At 50.9% G+C, this 15,870-nt stretch carries 21 protein-coding genes; 11 read left to right on the top strand and 10 right to left on the bottom strand.

Annotated features, from left to right (window positions below; all coding sequences use genetic code 11):
* Positions 1-140 precede the first annotated feature (140 nt).
* The 3 genes from JCM15764_RS05140 to JCM15764_RS05130 form a co-directional block, all read right to left on the bottom strand.
* A complete protein-coding gene (locus JCM15764_RS05140) occupies positions 141-2,582 on the bottom strand; it encodes an HYR domain-containing protein (RefSeq protein WP_243688391.1) in 2,442 nt (813 codons plus the stop codon).
* A 98-nt stretch (positions 2,583-2,680) separates the two neighbouring features.
* Entirely contained in the window at positions 2,681-3,700 is a 1,020-nt protein-coding gene (locus tag JCM15764_RS05135) for a hypothetical protein (protein ID WP_054693314.1), read from the bottom strand.
* Positions 3,701-3,732: 32 nt separating this feature from the next.
* On the bottom strand, positions 3,733-4,146 hold the full coding sequence (locus tag JCM15764_RS05130; RefSeq protein ID WP_012646920.1) for a hypothetical protein: 414 nt from the start codon (positions 4,144-4,146) through the stop codon (positions 3,733-3,735).
* Positions 4,147-4,362: 216 nt separating this feature from the next.
* Here JCM15764_RS05130 and JCM15764_RS05125 point away from each other — a divergent pair, with 216 nt between their 5' ends.
* From JCM15764_RS05125 to JCM15764_RS05115, 3 genes are all read left to right on the top strand, one after another.
* The gene (locus JCM15764_RS05125; protein ID WP_054693311.1) at positions 4,363-4,644 is read left to right on the top strand and encodes a type II toxin-antitoxin system RelE/ParE family toxin; all 282 of its coding nucleotides are present in this window, start codon (positions 4,363-4,365) and stop codon (positions 4,642-4,644) included.
* An 11-nt stretch (positions 4,645-4,655) separates the two neighbouring features.
* The gene (locus JCM15764_RS05120; protein ID WP_054693308.1) at positions 4,656-4,961 is read left to right on the top strand and encodes a HigA family addiction module antitoxin; all 306 of its coding nucleotides are present in this window, start codon (positions 4,656-4,658) and stop codon (positions 4,959-4,961) included.
* 95 nt (positions 4,962-5,056) lie between these two features.
* Entirely contained in the window at positions 5,057-5,404 is a 348-nt protein-coding gene (locus JCM15764_RS05115; protein ID WP_243688390.1) for a hypothetical protein, read from the top strand.
* 293 nt (positions 5,405-5,697) lie between these two features.
* On the opposite strand, the gene JCM15764_RS05110 is transcribed toward JCM15764_RS05115, so the two are convergent.
* Positions 5,698-6,003: an addiction module antidote protein gene (locus tag JCM15764_RS05110; protein ID WP_054693302.1), complete on the bottom strand. Its 306-nt coding sequence runs from the start codon at positions 6,001-6,003 to the stop codon at positions 5,698-5,700.
* On the bottom strand, positions 6,000-6,335 hold the full coding sequence (locus JCM15764_RS05105) for a type II toxin-antitoxin system RelE/ParE family toxin (RefSeq protein ID WP_054693299.1): 336 nt from the start codon (positions 6,333-6,335) through the stop codon (positions 6,000-6,002). Before JCM15764_RS05105 ends, JCM15764_RS05110 begins: the two co-directional genes overlap by 4 nt.
* A gap of 179 nt (positions 6,336-6,514) precedes the next feature.
* Between JCM15764_RS05105 and JCM15764_RS05100 the strand changes: the two genes are divergently transcribed.
* The 6 genes from JCM15764_RS05100 to JCM15764_RS05080 all read left to right on the top strand — a co-directional run bounded on the left by JCM15764_RS05100 (position 6,515) and on the right by JCM15764_RS05080 (position 10,699).
* Positions 6,515-7,072: a class I SAM-dependent methyltransferase gene (locus tag JCM15764_RS05100; protein ID WP_054693296.1), complete on the top strand. Its 558-nt coding sequence runs from the start codon at positions 6,515-6,517 to the stop codon at positions 7,070-7,072.
* A 97-nt stretch (positions 7,073-7,169) separates the two neighbouring features.
* Positions 7,170-7,523: a zinc ribbon domain-containing protein YjdM gene (locus JCM15764_RS05095; RefSeq protein ID WP_279384292.1), complete on the top strand. Its 354-nt coding sequence runs from the start codon at positions 7,170-7,172 to the stop codon at positions 7,521-7,523.
* A gap of 34 nt (positions 7,524-7,557) precedes the next feature.
* Positions 7,558-7,899, top strand: coding sequence for a DUF72 domain-containing protein (locus JCM15764_RS26140; RefSeq protein ID WP_279384284.1), 342 nt, complete (start codon positions 7,558-7,560; stop codon positions 7,897-7,899).
* 29 nt (positions 7,900-7,928) lie between these two features.
* Positions 7,929-8,258 (top strand): DUF72 domain-containing protein, encoded by a 330-nt coding sequence (locus JCM15764_RS26135; protein WP_279384283.1) that lies wholly within the window; start codon positions 7,929-7,931, stop codon positions 8,256-8,258.
* 330 nt (positions 8,259-8,588) lie between these two features.
* Positions 8,589-10,217 (top strand): hypothetical protein, encoded by a 1,629-nt coding sequence (locus tag JCM15764_RS05085; protein WP_054693290.1) that lies wholly within the window; start codon positions 8,589-8,591, stop codon positions 10,215-10,217.
* Positions 10,218-10,240: 23 nt separating this feature from the next.
* Entirely contained in the window at positions 10,241-10,699 is a 459-nt protein-coding gene (locus JCM15764_RS05080) for a hypothetical protein (RefSeq protein ID WP_054693288.1), read from the top strand.
* Positions 10,700-11,006: 307 nt separating this feature from the next.
* On the opposite strand, the gene JCM15764_RS05075 is transcribed toward JCM15764_RS05080, so the two are convergent.
* The 5 genes from JCM15764_RS05075 to JCM15764_RS05055 form a co-directional block, all read right to left on the bottom strand.
* Positions 11,007-11,387, bottom strand: coding sequence for a PAS domain-containing protein (locus tag JCM15764_RS05075; RefSeq protein ID WP_054693285.1), 381 nt, complete (start codon positions 11,385-11,387; stop codon positions 11,007-11,009).
* 1 nt (position 11,388) lies between these two features.
* Positions 11,389-11,931, bottom strand: a complete 543-nt coding sequence (locus JCM15764_RS05070) for a putative zinc-binding protein (RefSeq protein ID WP_054693282.1) — start codon at positions 11,929-11,931, stop codon at positions 11,389-11,391.
* 140 nt (positions 11,932-12,071) lie between these two features.
* Complete coding sequence (locus JCM15764_RS05065; RefSeq protein WP_054693279.1) at positions 12,072-12,500, bottom strand: OsmC family protein; 429 nt, start codon at positions 12,498-12,500, stop codon at positions 12,072-12,074.
* A 63-nt stretch (positions 12,501-12,563) separates the two neighbouring features.
* On the bottom strand, positions 12,564-12,992 hold the full coding sequence (locus JCM15764_RS05060; protein ID WP_054693276.1) for a pyridoxamine 5'-phosphate oxidase family protein: 429 nt from the start codon (positions 12,990-12,992) through the stop codon (positions 12,564-12,566).
* A gap of 104 nt (positions 12,993-13,096) precedes the next feature.
* Positions 13,097-14,185, bottom strand: a complete 1,089-nt coding sequence (locus tag JCM15764_RS05055) for a 4Fe-4S binding protein (protein ID WP_054693275.1) — start codon at positions 14,183-14,185, stop codon at positions 13,097-13,099.
* A gap of 195 nt (positions 14,186-14,380) precedes the next feature.
* Between JCM15764_RS05055 and JCM15764_RS21895 the strand changes: the two genes are divergently transcribed.
* Positions 14,381-14,761 (top strand): GntR family transcriptional regulator, encoded by a 381-nt coding sequence (locus JCM15764_RS21895; protein ID WP_243688389.1) that lies wholly within the window; start codon positions 14,381-14,383, stop codon positions 14,759-14,761.
* A 77-nt stretch (positions 14,762-14,838) separates the two neighbouring features.
* Complete coding sequence (locus JCM15764_RS05050) at positions 14,839-15,795, top strand: aminotransferase-like domain-containing protein (RefSeq protein ID WP_243688388.1); 957 nt, start codon at positions 14,839-14,841, stop codon at positions 15,793-15,795.
* The last annotated feature ends 75 nt before the right edge of the window (positions 15,796-15,870 follow it).

Below are 15,870 nucleotides of genomic sequence, written 5' to 3'. Positions count from 1 at the left end.
GTGATCTTGGGAGCCGCAACACAGCGGGATGATCGTTTTGAGGCTGCAGATGATACAACAAACCCCGCTGGCAACAGCGGGGTTTGCTTTTTGTGGTGTGGACTTCCCCAAGGGGAGCCCACTCATATGGCAGGGAGGAGCTACTGCTTCAGTAAGAGGGAAATGGTGCTGGTCGATCCGTCGTCCAGGACGGCCCGGATCTGGTAGGTGCCGGAAGTAAGGTCCTTGGTGTAGAGATTGTAAATGTACATGCCTTCACTGACCCTGAAGTAATTTCCGGTGTCTGCGTTGGTGGAAGTCACTTCTATGGGTTCTCCAACCGGCTCGCTGGCCGAGTATTGCTGCAGAAAGAGCATTGCGACTGCCGAAGTGACGGTGGAGCCGTTTGCATCGCACAGAGCAAGTTTTACCGGTATTGTGGAGCCAAGTTTGAAGGGCCTGAGCAGGCTCACCGGGGTTAGGAAGTTGCCGCTACAACCGTATCTGACGTGAATAGTCGCTGTAGCGGTTGTAGTGTTGCCGAAATCGTCAACCGCGGTGAACACTACCTGTTTTGCACCGACACTGTCAAGAACGGGGGGTGTGAAGGTAATGGTGACCGATTGATCCACATAATCAACGGCTGTAGCACCATTGAGAAAAGCTTGCACAGCCGGATCATTGACAGAGGTGTTCAGCAGTACGGTGATGGCGGCAGGCACCGTCAGAAGTGGTGATGTCGTGTCGCGTACAGTAACGGTGAAGCTTCGCGTGGCTTTATTGTTGTAATCATCGGTTGCTGTGCAGGTTACGGTCGTTGTCCCCAGAGGAAATACAGACCCGGAAGGGGGTGTGCAGACCACGGTTGGCGCCGCTGTAACGAGATCTTTTGCGGTCACGCTGAATTGCACCGTCGCACCGTTTGCAGACAGAGCTTCGACGGTCTGATCGGCAGGGATGGAAAGTTCCGGAGGGGTGGTATCGACAATGGTTATGGTCTGTGCGGCCGTTCCCTTATTACCTGCCTTGTCCACTGCGGTCCAGGTTACGACGGTTGTGCCGATGGGGAATCCTGCAGGAGGGGCATCGCTGGTGACGGAGACGACGCCAACGAGATCTGTAGCGGTGGCAGTGCCGATGACTACGGCCGTTAGCTTACCGGTTGCCTCGACGGTCAGGTTGGGTGGGGGCGTGACGAGCGGCGCAGTGGTGTCGACGACTGTGGCCTTTCGGGTTACCTCTGGGGCGGGGTTGCCTGCGGCATCGGTGACGTTATAGGTAATGGTGTAGTCGCCGGGCTTCAGGGTATCCACCGGATTGACCGTCACGATGCTGCTGGTGATGTCACCGTCACGATCGTCAAAGGCTGTGGCTCCGGCATCCGCATAGGCATTTCCTGCTTCCACCGATACTGTCGGGGAACCAAGTAGGGTGATGACCGGCGGAACCATGTCGCGGGCCAGATAGACTTCGATTATGCTCTTGAATGTGGTGCTGTTTCCGGCCAGATCGGTGGCAACGGCGGTAATGACGTGCTCGCCGATAGAGGGCCGGTCCAGGGTTCCTGCATAGGAAACGGCAACCGGTGTCGTGTCGTTTTCTGCACCGGTAGTTGTGCTGATCAGAGCGCCGTCCAGATAGACCTGAAGCGTGTAGCCATACCCCTGATCGGAGGCCTGGACGGAGAAGGGAATAACCGTCTCGGTGTCGGGGAAGCGGGTGCCGCTAGCTGGGGTTATGGAAACCGCAGGCAGCCAATGATCGGCAAATACCACACGTTGGTCGGTTGCCTGGGCGTTGGACACATCGGTGACGGTTATATTCAGGATATTCTTGCCGGCAGAAAGGGGGATGGTGTGATCGAAGGTAACCTCATTGGTCGAGCTCCCCGGTACGGGGGTGACGACCGCGGCTTCACCGTTCACGACTATGTTTTCTATGGTGGAGCCACTGTACGACCTTCCTGTTACCGGTACGGAACTGGCACTGGTGATCAGATCCTCCTGGGGGGACATGACGATCAGCGTCGGACCGGGGATGTCGAAAAATTTCGTCGTATTGCAGGCCAGACTGAAGGTTATGGGAGGGAAGATGATCTGGCTGCCGTCTTCCGCATAGACACGAACTGTGTTCAAGGTATAGTTCGCGGCGGGGCCGAAAATTTCCAGATCGGGGTTGGCAACCTTGTTAACCGAAGAGTATGCACTGACACTTGCGGAAAGGTCGTCAACATTATTGGTTTTGTGGGTGCCGTTGCCGGACATGTAGGGGGAACTCAGCAAACCGCCTCCCACGGCGCGGAACCTGAAAATAGCCGAGCCGAAACAATAGTTGAAATCTTTCTGGTTTTCCGCTCCTGAGGCAATGTGCACAGGAGTGCCGAAATAGCTTCTGCCATCGTAGCTGAGTTTGTAATCGTTAAAGCTCAAGGTTGAATACTTTATGTATGGAGCGACGAAGTCCTTTCTCAGGCCGAAACCAACGGTATCCCAATCGCCGGGGGTCATGAACAATTTGTACTGACGCACCGGCGGACGCTTGTAGTTTCCCGTTACATCTCTGCGGAGGTAGACGTAGGCATAATTGGTGTTTTTATAGGCCAATCTGTTCGTTTCCCAGACGGAATCCTGCCCGTTCAAGGTCATCGTGTAGTATCTCAGATCCTCGTTCTTGACGGTGCCGGAGAAGTTGATCGAACCGTTCAGGAAGCTCCTTCGCCGGAAAAATCGAGAAGGGTTGTCTGGTTGGGATATACCGTGAACCTGTTGTTGATTTGGCTGCCGTTTTTGTACGGCCAGCGCAGGTTGCTGTCTATGCTGCTGTCAAAGAAGGTGTAGGGATAGACGTAATAGCTGTAGGCGTTGCCGGAAAAGGTGTAATTCCTGGTGTAGCTTCCAGGGTTTGCAGGTATGGTGATGCCGGCAGCCGAGTGGCTGGCGAAATTTGCAGCGGGCAGCCCGGCGAGGTCGATATTCCCGGCCAAAGTACCTGTATAAGTGGTAGGTGGTGGGGGCGGGTCGCTGGGGACAGGGGCGACAAAACTGATATTCAGGGGGACGATCACCGTTTCACCCGGTTGCACGTCCTGCAGCGGCAGGTTGTATGGGGCGGCTGCGTTCGAGTTGAAGGAATAATACCTTCCTCCGGTGGAGCTATGGACATACACCGAGGCGGCAAGGGCAATCTGCTGGTTCGGCACTACGGGAATGTCCCAATAATAGCTTCTGGTCGTAAAGTTGGGCGTATAGGAGCTGGTCGTATATGTTCTTTCACCCGTCGTTACATTTTTAACAGCGCTGGAACTGTGGCCATAGGAATAAGTTGTGGGATCGCCGGTGATATTCACCTGGAATCGCACCGTGCCCACGTTGTAGATGTAGTCGTTGGCTACTGTCTGGTTGGGTGCGACCTTGATGGTCCTGTTGTTGAAGGAGACGGTCGTGTAGGGTGCATTCGTCCCCGAGACACCGCAGGAAGCGGCTACGCTGTAATTCCAGTCTCCACTCTGGACTGTAAGCTGATAATTGGGACTGTTGTAGGTGGTTTTGCTTGCCGTGTAGCCGCCCCCGGTGGCGTTCAATGAAATACTGGTAGGGGTGTAGCCGGGAAGGCTGACCTGACCCGCGATGTAACCTGGGTCGAGTGTAACTGCTGCGGCTTGTGACACGGGAAGTAGAGTGACAAAAAGCAGCAGGATTATCCTGAGATAGTGTGATGTCATATCTGAACTCCTCTGAAATGTTCATTATAAAATCAGAACCCGTTCTCTCCCTTGACGTCGACCGATGTACGTTCACCGGCCTGGTTGGTGTATTCGATCCGCCACACCAACTTTTCTTCAGGCTCAGCTGCCGCAATGATGTCGTTTGCCAATGTCGCTATCTGTAGCACCTCTGACTGGCGGCCATCGGGAATAGTGCCGAAAAAAACTGGAACATCGTTGGGCAGGTAGGGGTTCTGCATGGGAATTGAGACAAGGATGTCCTGGGCATCACTACCACTGCGGTTGATGACATTGATCATCACGTTAGCGCTGGTTTTCACCTCGTCCTTGACTACGTTTTCCTGCCGGAAAATCAGATGAAACGGGGGCGGGCCCTCCGCCGCCAGGGTCGGTAGCGCGGGTAAGGACAGGAGCAGACATACCACGATAAGAGCTTTTCTCATTGACGCACCTCCATAGATTTATGACCTCGACAAGTCGGCAATGTAAAACAATTAAGTAGAAAAGTGTAATATTATAAAATTAATTTTCACATATTAAGGGTGGTGCTCGTCCCCTGAAAGGTTCTGCTGAAGTCCCATCGGGCAGATACAAAGCATTGGCTGAAAATCTGTTTATTATCCCTTGACGATAATATCTGATGGGGATACTATTTCCCCATGATCAAGTCGTTTAACTGCAAAGAGGCCGAAAAACTTTTCTTCGGGCGCTTTTCCACGAAGTTGCCGCAAGCGATCCAGCGCTCGGCTGCGATCAAGCTCAAAATTCTTAATGCTGCGACTATTCTTGAGACTTTGCGAGTACCTCCTGCTAATCACCTGGAAGCTTTGCACGATGACCGGGAAGGGCAACACAGCATCCGGATCAACAAGCAGTGGCGCATCTGCTTTGTTTGGAAAGACAGTGATGCATATAACGTCGAGATCGTCGATTATCATTGAGAGGTGACATTATGGCAAAACGTGATTTTTCCCCCATTCACCCTGGCGAAATCCTGTTGACGGAATTCCTGGAGCCCATGGGCGTTACTCAATATCGGCTGGCCAAAGATATTGGCGTGACGCCACGGCGGATAAACGAGATCGTCCATGGACGGCGCGCAATAACCGCAGACACTGCACTGCGCCTTGGGCGCTTCTTTAATATGGAAGCACAATTCTGGTTGAATCTTCAGACACATTACGATATGGAGGTGGCCCTGGAAAACCTTCAGGACCGTCTTGACAAAGAGGTTCATCCACTTTCCCATGCTGCATAGGGGGGACAACTACTAAACGGCTCCAGGCGCGAGGGGGCGGACCAAGCTGAAATTTAAGACGCAGCTTGGAATCTGGGCAAGTCGAGGAGGAGAGATTGATGCGACTCATAAAGTTGAGCGTGGAGGAGTTCGAAAGTGACCTTAAGCTCGATGAATATTTTTCGAAGGAACTTCCAAAGAGGAATCCACCAGGCCTCTTCCGTTTCACTGAAGGCAGAATCGCCGAGGGGAGGATCGTGCCTGGTGAAACTATTTTATTTTCTTATAGAAATAGTCTTTGCTTCATAACAACCGCCAAAACAGGAAGAATGCTTAACACATACATGCCTGCCATAGAGTATCCTTACTGCGTTGTTATTGACTTGCCACCCAGAAAAGTAAATGTTCCGATTGAGGACCTTGAACTGATGCTCCAGGAAAAAGCAGACTTTAAAAGTCTTTAAAAGGCCGCGGCTGGACGAAGATCCCCGACAGCCCGAATACTGGACTTGTTGTTAGGGAGCTTCTCGGAACACAGTCAATTTACTAGGAAAATGTAGCGGTTGCATGAAGGAGAAGAACAGTGCCAGGCTTGGAGAAGAACAGTGCCAGGCTTGCAATTTTGCAATTAGCGTGTAGTTGCACAATCGCAATCGAAAGCCTTTTACGGGAAAACTGCACGCACAGTCGATGAGGAAGGGCAGGGTGAACCTGCTCTGACTTACTCGGAATTCCGGGCCAGAACCTCAAAGGGCAGTTATGCTTCAACCTCTTGCATCGGTTGTATGGTAATGGTCAATCCCATACCGTGGAGGATGTTAAATAGGCTGGTGAGTTCTGGGTTACCTCGTTTGGAAAGCATCTGGTAGAGGCTCTCTCGCTTTACGTGCGATTTTTCGGCAATTGCAGCCATGCCACCATTAGCCTGCGCCACTTCCCGCAATGCCAGCAACATGGCTGATTTATCTCCCTCCTCAAGAACTGCGTTCAGATATGCAGCTGCATTTTCAGGAGATTTTAGCCACTCATGGAGATCGGATTCATAGTCGGTCATATGTTTCATTTTGGTTGCTCCTTATGGTTTTTCCAAAACCTCTGGGCCGTTTCAATATCGCGTTGTTGAGTCCGCTTGTCGCCACCGCACAACAGCAAAACAACCGTTCCGGCGTCAATTGCATAATAAACTCTGTAACCAGGTCCATGGTCAATCTTCAACTCGATGACACCTTCGCCGACATTGCGAACTGTACCGAAGTTGCCAGACCTAACCCGTGTGAGGCGGGCGCGGATGCGGACTGCTGCTATTTGGTCACGCAATGCCTGTAGCCATACTCGAAATGGCTTGTTTCCGTTTTCGTCTGTGTAATATGCTATTCGATATGGTTCTGTATGCATTATAAATACTGTAAGTTATATCTTACATGAAGTCAAACGAATAACCTCACAAGCTTCGAACTAGGATTATGAACCGCCCAGCAATGCAGATGTTGGAAAAGGGATATAAAAGTTGGAAGAAGGAATGCTGCGGATGGGGCAGCGGGTAGATTGGGCACGGTAAAGATGGGGAGGAGATCATGAGCCATGGAGTCTGTCCGCATTGGGTGGGTTATTTTCTTGTCAGCCCCCTTCGCCGGCTGTTCCACAACCCGGAGAAAATCCTGCAGCCATTCGTTAACCCCGGCATGACGGTGCTGGATGTGGGGTGTGCCATGGGCTGGTTCACCATTCCCCTGGCCCGGATGGTGGGGCACCAGGGGAAGGTGGTCGCCGTGGATGTTCAGGAGAAGATGCTGCGTTCGCTGGCAAAGCGTGCCCGTAAGGCAGAGGTTGGCGAGAGAATCGTTCCGCGTGCCTGCACGGCAACGTCCCTTGAGGTGCCGGAGTTTGAGGGGATAGTTGATTTTGCGGTCGCCTTCGCCGTGGTACATGAAGTCTCCGATGCCGGACTTCTTTTTCAGAATATCGCCCGCGCTCTGAAGCCGGGTGGCAGGTGCCTGGTGGCAGAGCCCAAAGGCCATGTCCGAATCGAGGAGTTCCAGCGATCACTCTCCATGGCCGAGAAGGCCGGTTTATATGTGCTGGACACGCCCAAGGTGGCGGGGAGCCATGCTGCACTGTTGCGGAAGGGCTGAAATCGCCAAGTCTCGGCTCAATAAATCTGCATCGTGTGCCGGATGCTTCATGCCGAATACGTGGCGATATAATTCATAGTGCAACGATTTACCAACCATACAAAGGACAAAACATGACCACTTTACCAAATGCCCCTCATGCAGCTCTGAATATACCTATGAAGACGGCGAAATGTACGTCTGCCCCGAGTGCGCCCACGAGTGGCCAAAGACAGCAGTGGAGAGCGCAGAGGCCGACAGTGTCGTCCGTGACGCCTTCGGCAACCTGCTCAGCGACGGCGATTCGGTGACCGTCATCAAGGATCTGAAAATAAAGGGATCGTCATCGGTGGTCAAGGTCGGTACCAAGGTCAGGAACATCCGCCTTGTATCGGGAGACCACGATATCGACTGCAAGATCGACGGCATCGGCGCCATGCAGTTGAAATCGGAGTTCGTCAAAAAGGCTTGAATGCCCAGCAATCCCCCTTGCCCCGGAGCGACACATGAACCTCTACGTCGGCACCAGCGGATATTCCTACAAAGAATGGAAGGGCACCTTTTACCCAAGGGAACTCCCCGACAGGCAGATGCTCCATTACTACGCCGGGCATTTCCGGGCGGTGGAGATCAACAACACCTTTTATCGGATGCCCAAGGTGTCGGTTCTGGAAACATGGGCGAGCCAGGTTCCGGCGGAATTCAAATTCGTGCTCAAGGCGCCGCAACGGATCACCCACGTGCAGCGGCTGCAGAACGCCGACGATTCCCTGTCATATCTCCTGGAGGTGGCAGGAACGCTGAAGGACCGCCTGGGGCCGCTGCTGTTCCAGTTGCTCCTGGCTTGAAAAAGGATCTGCCGAGGCTGGCGGGTTTTTTGTCGTTATTGCCGCCCCGGTGCCGCGCGGCATTCGAATTCCGGCACGCATCCTGGTTCGTTGATGAGCTTTTCGACCTGCTGCATAAGCATCAGGCGGCGCTGTGCATTGCCGATGCCGAAGGGGACCTGCAGGCGCCTTTTGTTGCCACCGCCAACTGGGGCTATTTCCGGCTGCGCAGGCCGGACTATGGCGACCATGAACTGAATGGATGGGTAAAGCGGTTGCGGGAGCAATCTTGGGAGGATGTCTTCGTCTTTTTCAAACACGAGGAAGAGGGAAAGGGTCCACAGCTGGCGAAGCAATTCGTGAAACTGGCTGATAATTAAGTCGAGGAAAATTATTTGTCATTAATAGTTTGTGACCGAAACCGGAATAATATCGAGAGCGAGAGGCTCCCAACCTCTTGCAGAAAGGGATGATGCATGACAGTTAAAACCAAGGTTTTTCAGCAACCTTCTTTTTGTCCGGCAGAACCCCCACTTGTTTATCAATTTGGGTGAGGTAAATTATGTGCAGATTAAAAACGCCCATAAGGTTGCCATATCCACCAACCCACCAGACCAACGCTAAGACAATCCATAAAACAGGCTGTCCAAAAAAAACAGCTGCCTGATCAGGATTTGAGATGCCGATGCAATTTTCGAGGGAGGTGCAGAATGTATAAACGGACCCTGTTTTTGATTTTGATCTGTCTGCTGCTGGCGGGTGTCATCGTTTCGGGATGTTCAGACGACAGGGGCAATTCCCGGACTGTTTCCGACAATGTCACCAAGGTTTATTACGATTATCTGGCAGAGGGCAAGCATGTGGCGCTTGCGGCAGCCCAGCCACAATTTCCTGCCAGCGGCGAACTTTATTCCGATAATGCAAGCATCTTTAAACTGTTGCCGGCGAAAGCGACCGCACTGCAAAAAAGCCAGGCTGAGCCCATACTCACCGACTTCGTCCTGTATTCACCTCCTGCTCCGTTGAGCAAACGGGTAGCATCGACGGTCACTGACGCCCCGTTTTCCACCGCACCAGGTATCCCGAGCCTCAAGAAACCGGATGTTATTCCGCTCGCCTGCTCGGGGCTGACCGGCACCGAACTTCGGATCTGCCTGGACAACCTGGGGGTAAGCTCGGCCCCTGAGAGCGAGCATGTTTCCCAGCATGACCCGCAATCACTGAGTATCCAGGTGGGGCAATCGATCACCGATGCAATACCCGACAAAAGCATCCAGTCTCTGACCTCCAACGTTTCCAAAGCGGATCGGGATGCCATACTGGCCAAGCTCACCGATTTCACCAATGATGATTCAGCCCATGCAACCATCCATATGGCCGCGTTCGATCCCTTTGACGAAACGGACTACTCCCTCAGCACGGTAGCCATCTCCGACAACAGCAGTTCCGACATCGATGGTGACGGCGCACTGGAACCACATTCGACAATGATCACGGAAATTGTAAAGCCCGTGGCATACAACAGGAATCCCTCTCCAACCCTGGATGCCTGCATCGGCAAGTATGGAGGGGCGATCAAGGATCGTTATGTGGTCAAGCTGACAACCTATGTTCACCTGGACTATCTGAAATCGCAGCGACAGGTAATACCCGCGGTGCAGGACGGATCTTCCGGAGATGCCATCGATGTGGAGGCCTCTCTTAGCAATTACGAAGCCACCCACAATCTCAGAGCCATCAATCAGGCACTGGACGCGAACATAATCAAGGCAATATACGGCTCACCTGCCATACTGCCCGGATCAGCCACTGAATATACCTTCATGTTCCAGCTTGCGCCCGATCTGATCAGTGGCGATTACAAAGAACTATTAGGTCAGATATCATCTGCAGAAGATGCTGCTTGCCAGGAAGTTGTCGAGCAGCATATCAATCCCCGTACCGCCATTATCAGCGGCGTCTCCTCGGTAGGCAGCCGCCTGCAGAAAGGCGCCGGCAATTCTCTGAGCGTTTTTTACCAGGTTCCGGCTGCCTTCAGCCGGCAACTGTCCGCCAAGCTTGCATCGGCTCTAACCGGTGAGGCTGCTGCGTTTACAGCGGATGATGAGCCCATACGCGACTATTGCATGGTTGACGGCAATGGTCAGAAAGTTGCCGTGATCGATCCGGTGACCGGGACCGTCATTCCCGCCTGCGAAAAATTCGATCAGAAGAGCATGGCCAAAATGGCGCTGTTCACCAAAAGCGGCGCCTGTAGCAATAATAAAGATGACTGGCTTTTTACTACCCGTCACGGGCACGAACGCCGCGCTTCGGCAGGGGCATCCAGTTCATTCTGACCGAGTGGCTTCTGCACGACCAGGTGGGGGATTATAAAAATATTCACTGGTATCAGAGCCATTGGAAGAGCGCCTTTCAGGTGCTGGTGAAGGGTTCGAAATTCGTCGCTGCCACCTATTTCAAAGTCCAGCTGGGTGCGATCAAATATCCAAAACAAGCAGAGGCCACCATAGCTGTCTACATGGTCAATGCCCTTTTCCCGCTCATGGGGGACATGCTGGCTAAATCAACCGGGATGAAGATTGCCGGCGTGGCCTTCTCCATGCCGGCCTATGTGGTGAACTTCTTTCTCGACATGGGTGCTGCCGATGCCGGCAATGCAACCTTCGGCGACAAGGTGGCTGCCGGTATGAAAGGTGCGCTGATCGGTTTTCTCGTCGACCGATTCACCGATGCGGTGGCCCAGATGGTTGATGTGGAGGTGACCGGCTGGCAGGATATTTCCGATGACAGCCACCATGGGTGCTTTGAATTTGATTGAACAGGGGAGTAGCAATCCCCGTAAAATTTGGGTTTTTCAAGGCATTTCCAGGGAAGGCAGTCGTGGCATCGGGAGAGAGCGACGAGCTACAGCGGCGAGCGGACACCCGCCGCATGTGGAACAGAGGCAACAGGCAGATCCAAGCATCATGCACGATTATGCGGGCGGCACCACAAGGTCCGCAGCTGTGGCGACAGAGCGAACGGACGATGTCGCGAATGCCTTTACTTCACAGAATTCCCGGATTAACTAAAATTTAACCCTGGATCGCAGCAGTGACGCTGCTGCGATCCATTTCTCCTCCCCCTCAGGCATTTTCAAAACGCTCGATTTTTACCAAAGCCAAGTCACCAACCTTCTCAGTTGAAACCTGCAATAGGTATGGAATTATCTGATCCGATTTCTGAATTTGCAGCGAGGTTGAAACCCCGTTGTGTGACTTGCCGGTCGTGAAGGTATCTATGATCCCATCTCTGATCTTGCAACCTTCGCAATGACTATCTTTCCCGCAGCCGTCTTCTGTAAATGCATAAATGCAGTCAAAGACCTGCCCGCCTCTGCGCCCTTCAACTTCATGGAGTTCTTTCCCGAACAACTCAAGAGCTTGATTGTTTGCCGTTATAACTTGCCTAGGATTCCCCTGCATTAAAAGAAGTGGTACATCGACTGCTTTAATCCATTCACGCAACTCAGCTCACCTGGTACTTGCTGGGATGATTTTTCACTGATGCCGTATCTAACGGCAATCTTCTCGGCACGGTGCCGGCATGGGACTGAATCTCCTCGGCTGACATTTCCTCGACTCCAAAAAGCTTCCGGTCAAAATCATAGAGCTGGTCGACTAGTATCACTTCCGGTTCGAGCCCATCAATCACGCCATTCATCATGCGTGACGAACAGTTAATGAAACAACCTTCCAAGGCAATGAGACGGGTGGCCTTGCGGACAAGATCGCGTTGTCCCGTGTCCTTGGTGAATGCTCCACCCAGGCAAATCCTGGCAGTTTTCTCAGGGGCAAGAGTGTGGCAGAGGATATTGGCTGCCTTACGGGCAATCTCGCCTCGCAGACAGGCCCCTTCGCAACACATCACGGCTACCGGCTTGGCTTTTTGACGCTCGGCGTAGTCGTCGCAGAGCCGGCAGTTATTTTTTGCCTTCTCAATGCGTACCAGTTCATAACCCTCGTCTGTTCCCACTTTGCTTCCTGTTCCACAACAATTTGTCTGTCTCATATGTGCCTCCATCTATGGAATTGACTGCTGCGGGCTCTATCAACGCATTTTTTACCATCATATATAGGCAGCATCATTCTGATAATCGAAATAACAGTTGCAGCGCACAGCGAGTTTGACAGTTCTAAAACATGAGTGCATCATAAAGCTTGAATGGTTACAGGTGTAACATTTACAATATTGTCTGAGACAGGACACCTTGCTCGTATTTCTTTTATAAAATCTTCATTTGATGCATTTGAATCAATATTGAGAATGACATTTATGTCAGTCATTCCTGGCCTACCTTCTTCGCTTCTTCCGAGCAATATATCTGTATCGAAAACACCTTCAATCTTTATGTCCATGCCATTCAATTTGATATTTTTCTGATTCGCAACAATTCTCGCTGTTGTGGCAATACACCCTGCCAGAGATGTAAAGAAAAATTCCATTGGATTCGGCCCTGCATCAGTCCCACCGGCAAATTTGGGTTGATCGACATAAATAGTGCGATCTCCTGCTGTGACTGCAACTTTAAATTTTTCGTCTAATCTTGCCTCGATGCAGATTGATTTCATTTTTGCCATGGTCTTCCTCCCACCGTTATTGAGTTACATGTAATTACCCCCGGCTTGACTTTGTGATGCTGCTTACCAAATTCCCTCTCGCCCCGTCATCGACTTAATCCTCAGCTCCCAGACAATCATGTTTAAATTGCCCAGTTCTTCTCTCTTAAACTGCCTGCATCCGTGCCCCTCCATGCTTTTAAGCACAAATGCGTCAAACATTTTGTATTTGGCTTCTATTTCCGTTGAAATCGAAACCATTCCATAGGCAATTACGCTGGACCAGTGGTTCTTCTCCAACAGATCGACTTCGAAACAAACTTTGGGGTTATACTTGGCAATCTTTAACTTTTCTCCTTTCCCCCTGGAATGCAGGTAAACTTTTTCATTGGAGTAAGCGTATGACATAGGAATTACATGTGGTTGGCCTTTGCAGGATAAACCTAGTCTGCCATAACGGGAGGTTGAAAGGAGGGCAATGCACTCTGTTGCTGTAAGTTCTCTTGGCTTCATAGTAATTTGCCTCACCCGTTTTTCTTGTTTAACGTTTAATATAAGCTGGAATCCTCCTCAGCTCAGTCAGGAGAGATATAACTTGTGTGTTACTGTTTTATGGTTCACGCGGCTTCGTCTATGTCATGTCTGGTTGAGCTATTAGCGAAGGAAATAGGCGAAACCAATCCATAATTAAGGGCAGAGAATTTACATGTGTCAATGCAATCTCCACAACATATGCAATTTTTGTCAATTATAGCAGGACTTTTTTCAGTAATGTACTTGTCTATACCTACACCCATTTGACAATTACGGGCACATACATTACAGTTTTTGCATTTATTATGATCTATTTTTATTTTCAATAACCCAAGACGAGAATATATGCTTGTCAATCCGCCGACAGGACATAAATACTTACAGAAGAACCTGTTCCCGAAATAGTACGTTAGAAACATTGTAAGAGGCAGCATAGTAAGCATTCCGCCCCAAAATACCCACAAGTCAGCGACCTTATAACCATTAGTTAAATTGAAGGTAAGCGAATCGATGTGCAGAGCATATTTCGCAACATTGTAAACAACGCTTCCCCAGAATACTGACGTTATTATGTAAATAATTTTATTATTCTTAACTATATTATGTATTTTCTTTTTGAATCCGGTGAGGATATTATTAGACTGCTCCTGAACAAACGAATAAACACAGAACCATGAACACAAGACTCGTCCCCATATGAATACCAGAAGGTACATGATTAGCCAAAATACAGCAGACAATCCGAATTTGCCGGCAGTGGTTGCCAAGTCAGTAGATGATCTTGGGCAAATGGAGGGTATGTTTAAATTTTTGTAGTGAACGAGTGCGATATGAAACGTTATTAATCCCAAGATGAAGAGTTGGAATAAAGTTCTCCTTTTCTTCCATGCGCCAAATTGGCTCCATTTGAAGCTTTGAATGTCTTTCCGTAACTCTTTATTTTTTTCCGGGATCAAGAAGATCAAGGATAAAACCGTTATGAATGTTCCGGCCATTACTAAATATTTGCCCGTTTCCACATTAAAAAAGGAGAATACCTTTTTGGAAGTAGTGCCAAAAAAATACAGCACGCCGGAAACGGGCATTAAAATACATCCAACCATCTCTTCAGTCGCACAGGCAACTCCAAGTACCAGCAAAAATACTCCAAAAACAAGCACGTACTTTCTCATAAAAATCCTCCTATCTAAGGTTATCTTAAGAATAGAGGCAATAAAGAGAAATGCACAGATGCAACTCCGCACTTTTTTAACACCAACAGTTGGGCGCAAAAAGCAACTGTTACCCTGATATTTCGCGTGAACTGTACCTGTTTTGCATGACTGCCATGTCAACATAAAAATCGAAGAATACAAGGAGAGTGCGGAGTGCTGCTCTACGAAGAGATTGTTGCCAAAGTCCGCGAGATGATTAAGGTGGGTACCTACCTGCCCGGCGAGCGGATACCATCTGTCAGGACCCTGAGCAGACAGATGCGCGTCAGTGTTAATACGGTCATGGAGGCTTACCTCCGGCTGGAAAATGCGGGGTTGATCGAGGCTCGCCCCCGGTCCGGCTACTATGTCTGTGCTCCCCAACGGCAGGCGGTATGCCGGCAGGCAAGCGGCGCGCCTCTGTCCGCCATCGTCCCTAGTCCCGTAACCATAGATGATGCCGCCTTGCAGGTCATGCAAGCCATTGGGAACCTAAGCTCGTCCCGCTCGGCTCCGGGGTTCCCAACATCGACTTGCTGCCGATTGATCGACTGAACCGAATGCTTGGCTCTGAATCGAAGCGTTTCCCTCTCCAAAGTGTTGCTTATCCGTCTGCAAGGGGGCACAAGCGTTTGCGCACGGAGATTGTTAAGCGATTGCTCGACGCCGGCTGTTCCTTGATGCCCGATGATATCATCATCACTTCGGGCTGCGTGGAAGCGACTACCCTCGCGCTCCAGGCTGTCTGCCGCCACGGCGATACCGTTGCCATCGGTTCTCCGGTTTATCCCACCTTTCTCAGGGCGATCGAGTGGATGGGGCTGAAGGTGCTTGAAATCCCCTCCAATAGCGAGGGAATGAACCTGGATGTTCTTGACTATGCCATCAGGCAAAACCCCGTCCATGCCTGTATCACCATCGCCAATTTCAATAATCCACTGGGAAGCCTCTTGCCAAATGAACGCAAGCATCAGCTGGTGGAGCTACTGGCGAAACACGAAATCCCTCTGATCGAAGATGATGTTTATGGTGACTTGTGTTTTGGCTCTAATCGTCCCGCCGCCATCAAGTCCTTCGACAAATATGGGCTGGTTCTCTACTGTTCCTCGTTCTCCAAAACCTTGGCACCTGGCTACCGGGTCGGCTGGATAGCACCCGGCCGATTTTTGGACAAGGTGTTACATTTGAAGACGTTGCTCAATATTGCTACTGCGTCACCGACTCAGCTCACCGTGACGGAGTTCCTTACCAACGGAGGCTACGATCGCCACCTGCGGACGCTCCGCAAGGTCTATGCGAGGCAGATTGCAAAGATGCTGGATGCCGTCGGACGTTATTTCCCCCACGGAACCCACGTCAATCCCCCTGACGGTGGCTATATTCTCTGGGTGGTGATGCCGGACGGATTCGATAGCTTCAAACTCTACGAACTGGCCTTGAATGAAGGTATCAGCATTGCTCCAGGGAACATCTTTACATTAAGTGACAGGTACCGAAATTGTTTTCGGCTCAATGCCGCTTTATGGTCGGAACAGATCGAACAGGCACTGGAGACTTTGGGGCGGCTGGCAAAAACGTTGATAAAATAAATCCCCCGCCATAGCATTTTTCCCCCCTTATTAATTGAATCTCCTGCGAAAATGCCGATAAGTAAAGTGGACTGA

Origin of the sequence: Geotalea toluenoxydans JCM 15764, from assembly GCF_001311985.1 — a bacterium.
Taxonomy (GTDB): domain Bacteria; phylum Desulfobacterota; class Desulfuromonadia; order Geobacterales; family Geobacteraceae; genus Geotalea; species Geotalea toluenoxydans.
The sequence above is the reverse complement of the archived record's forward strand: the minus strand, read 5'-3'. Positions and strand labels throughout refer to the sequence as shown.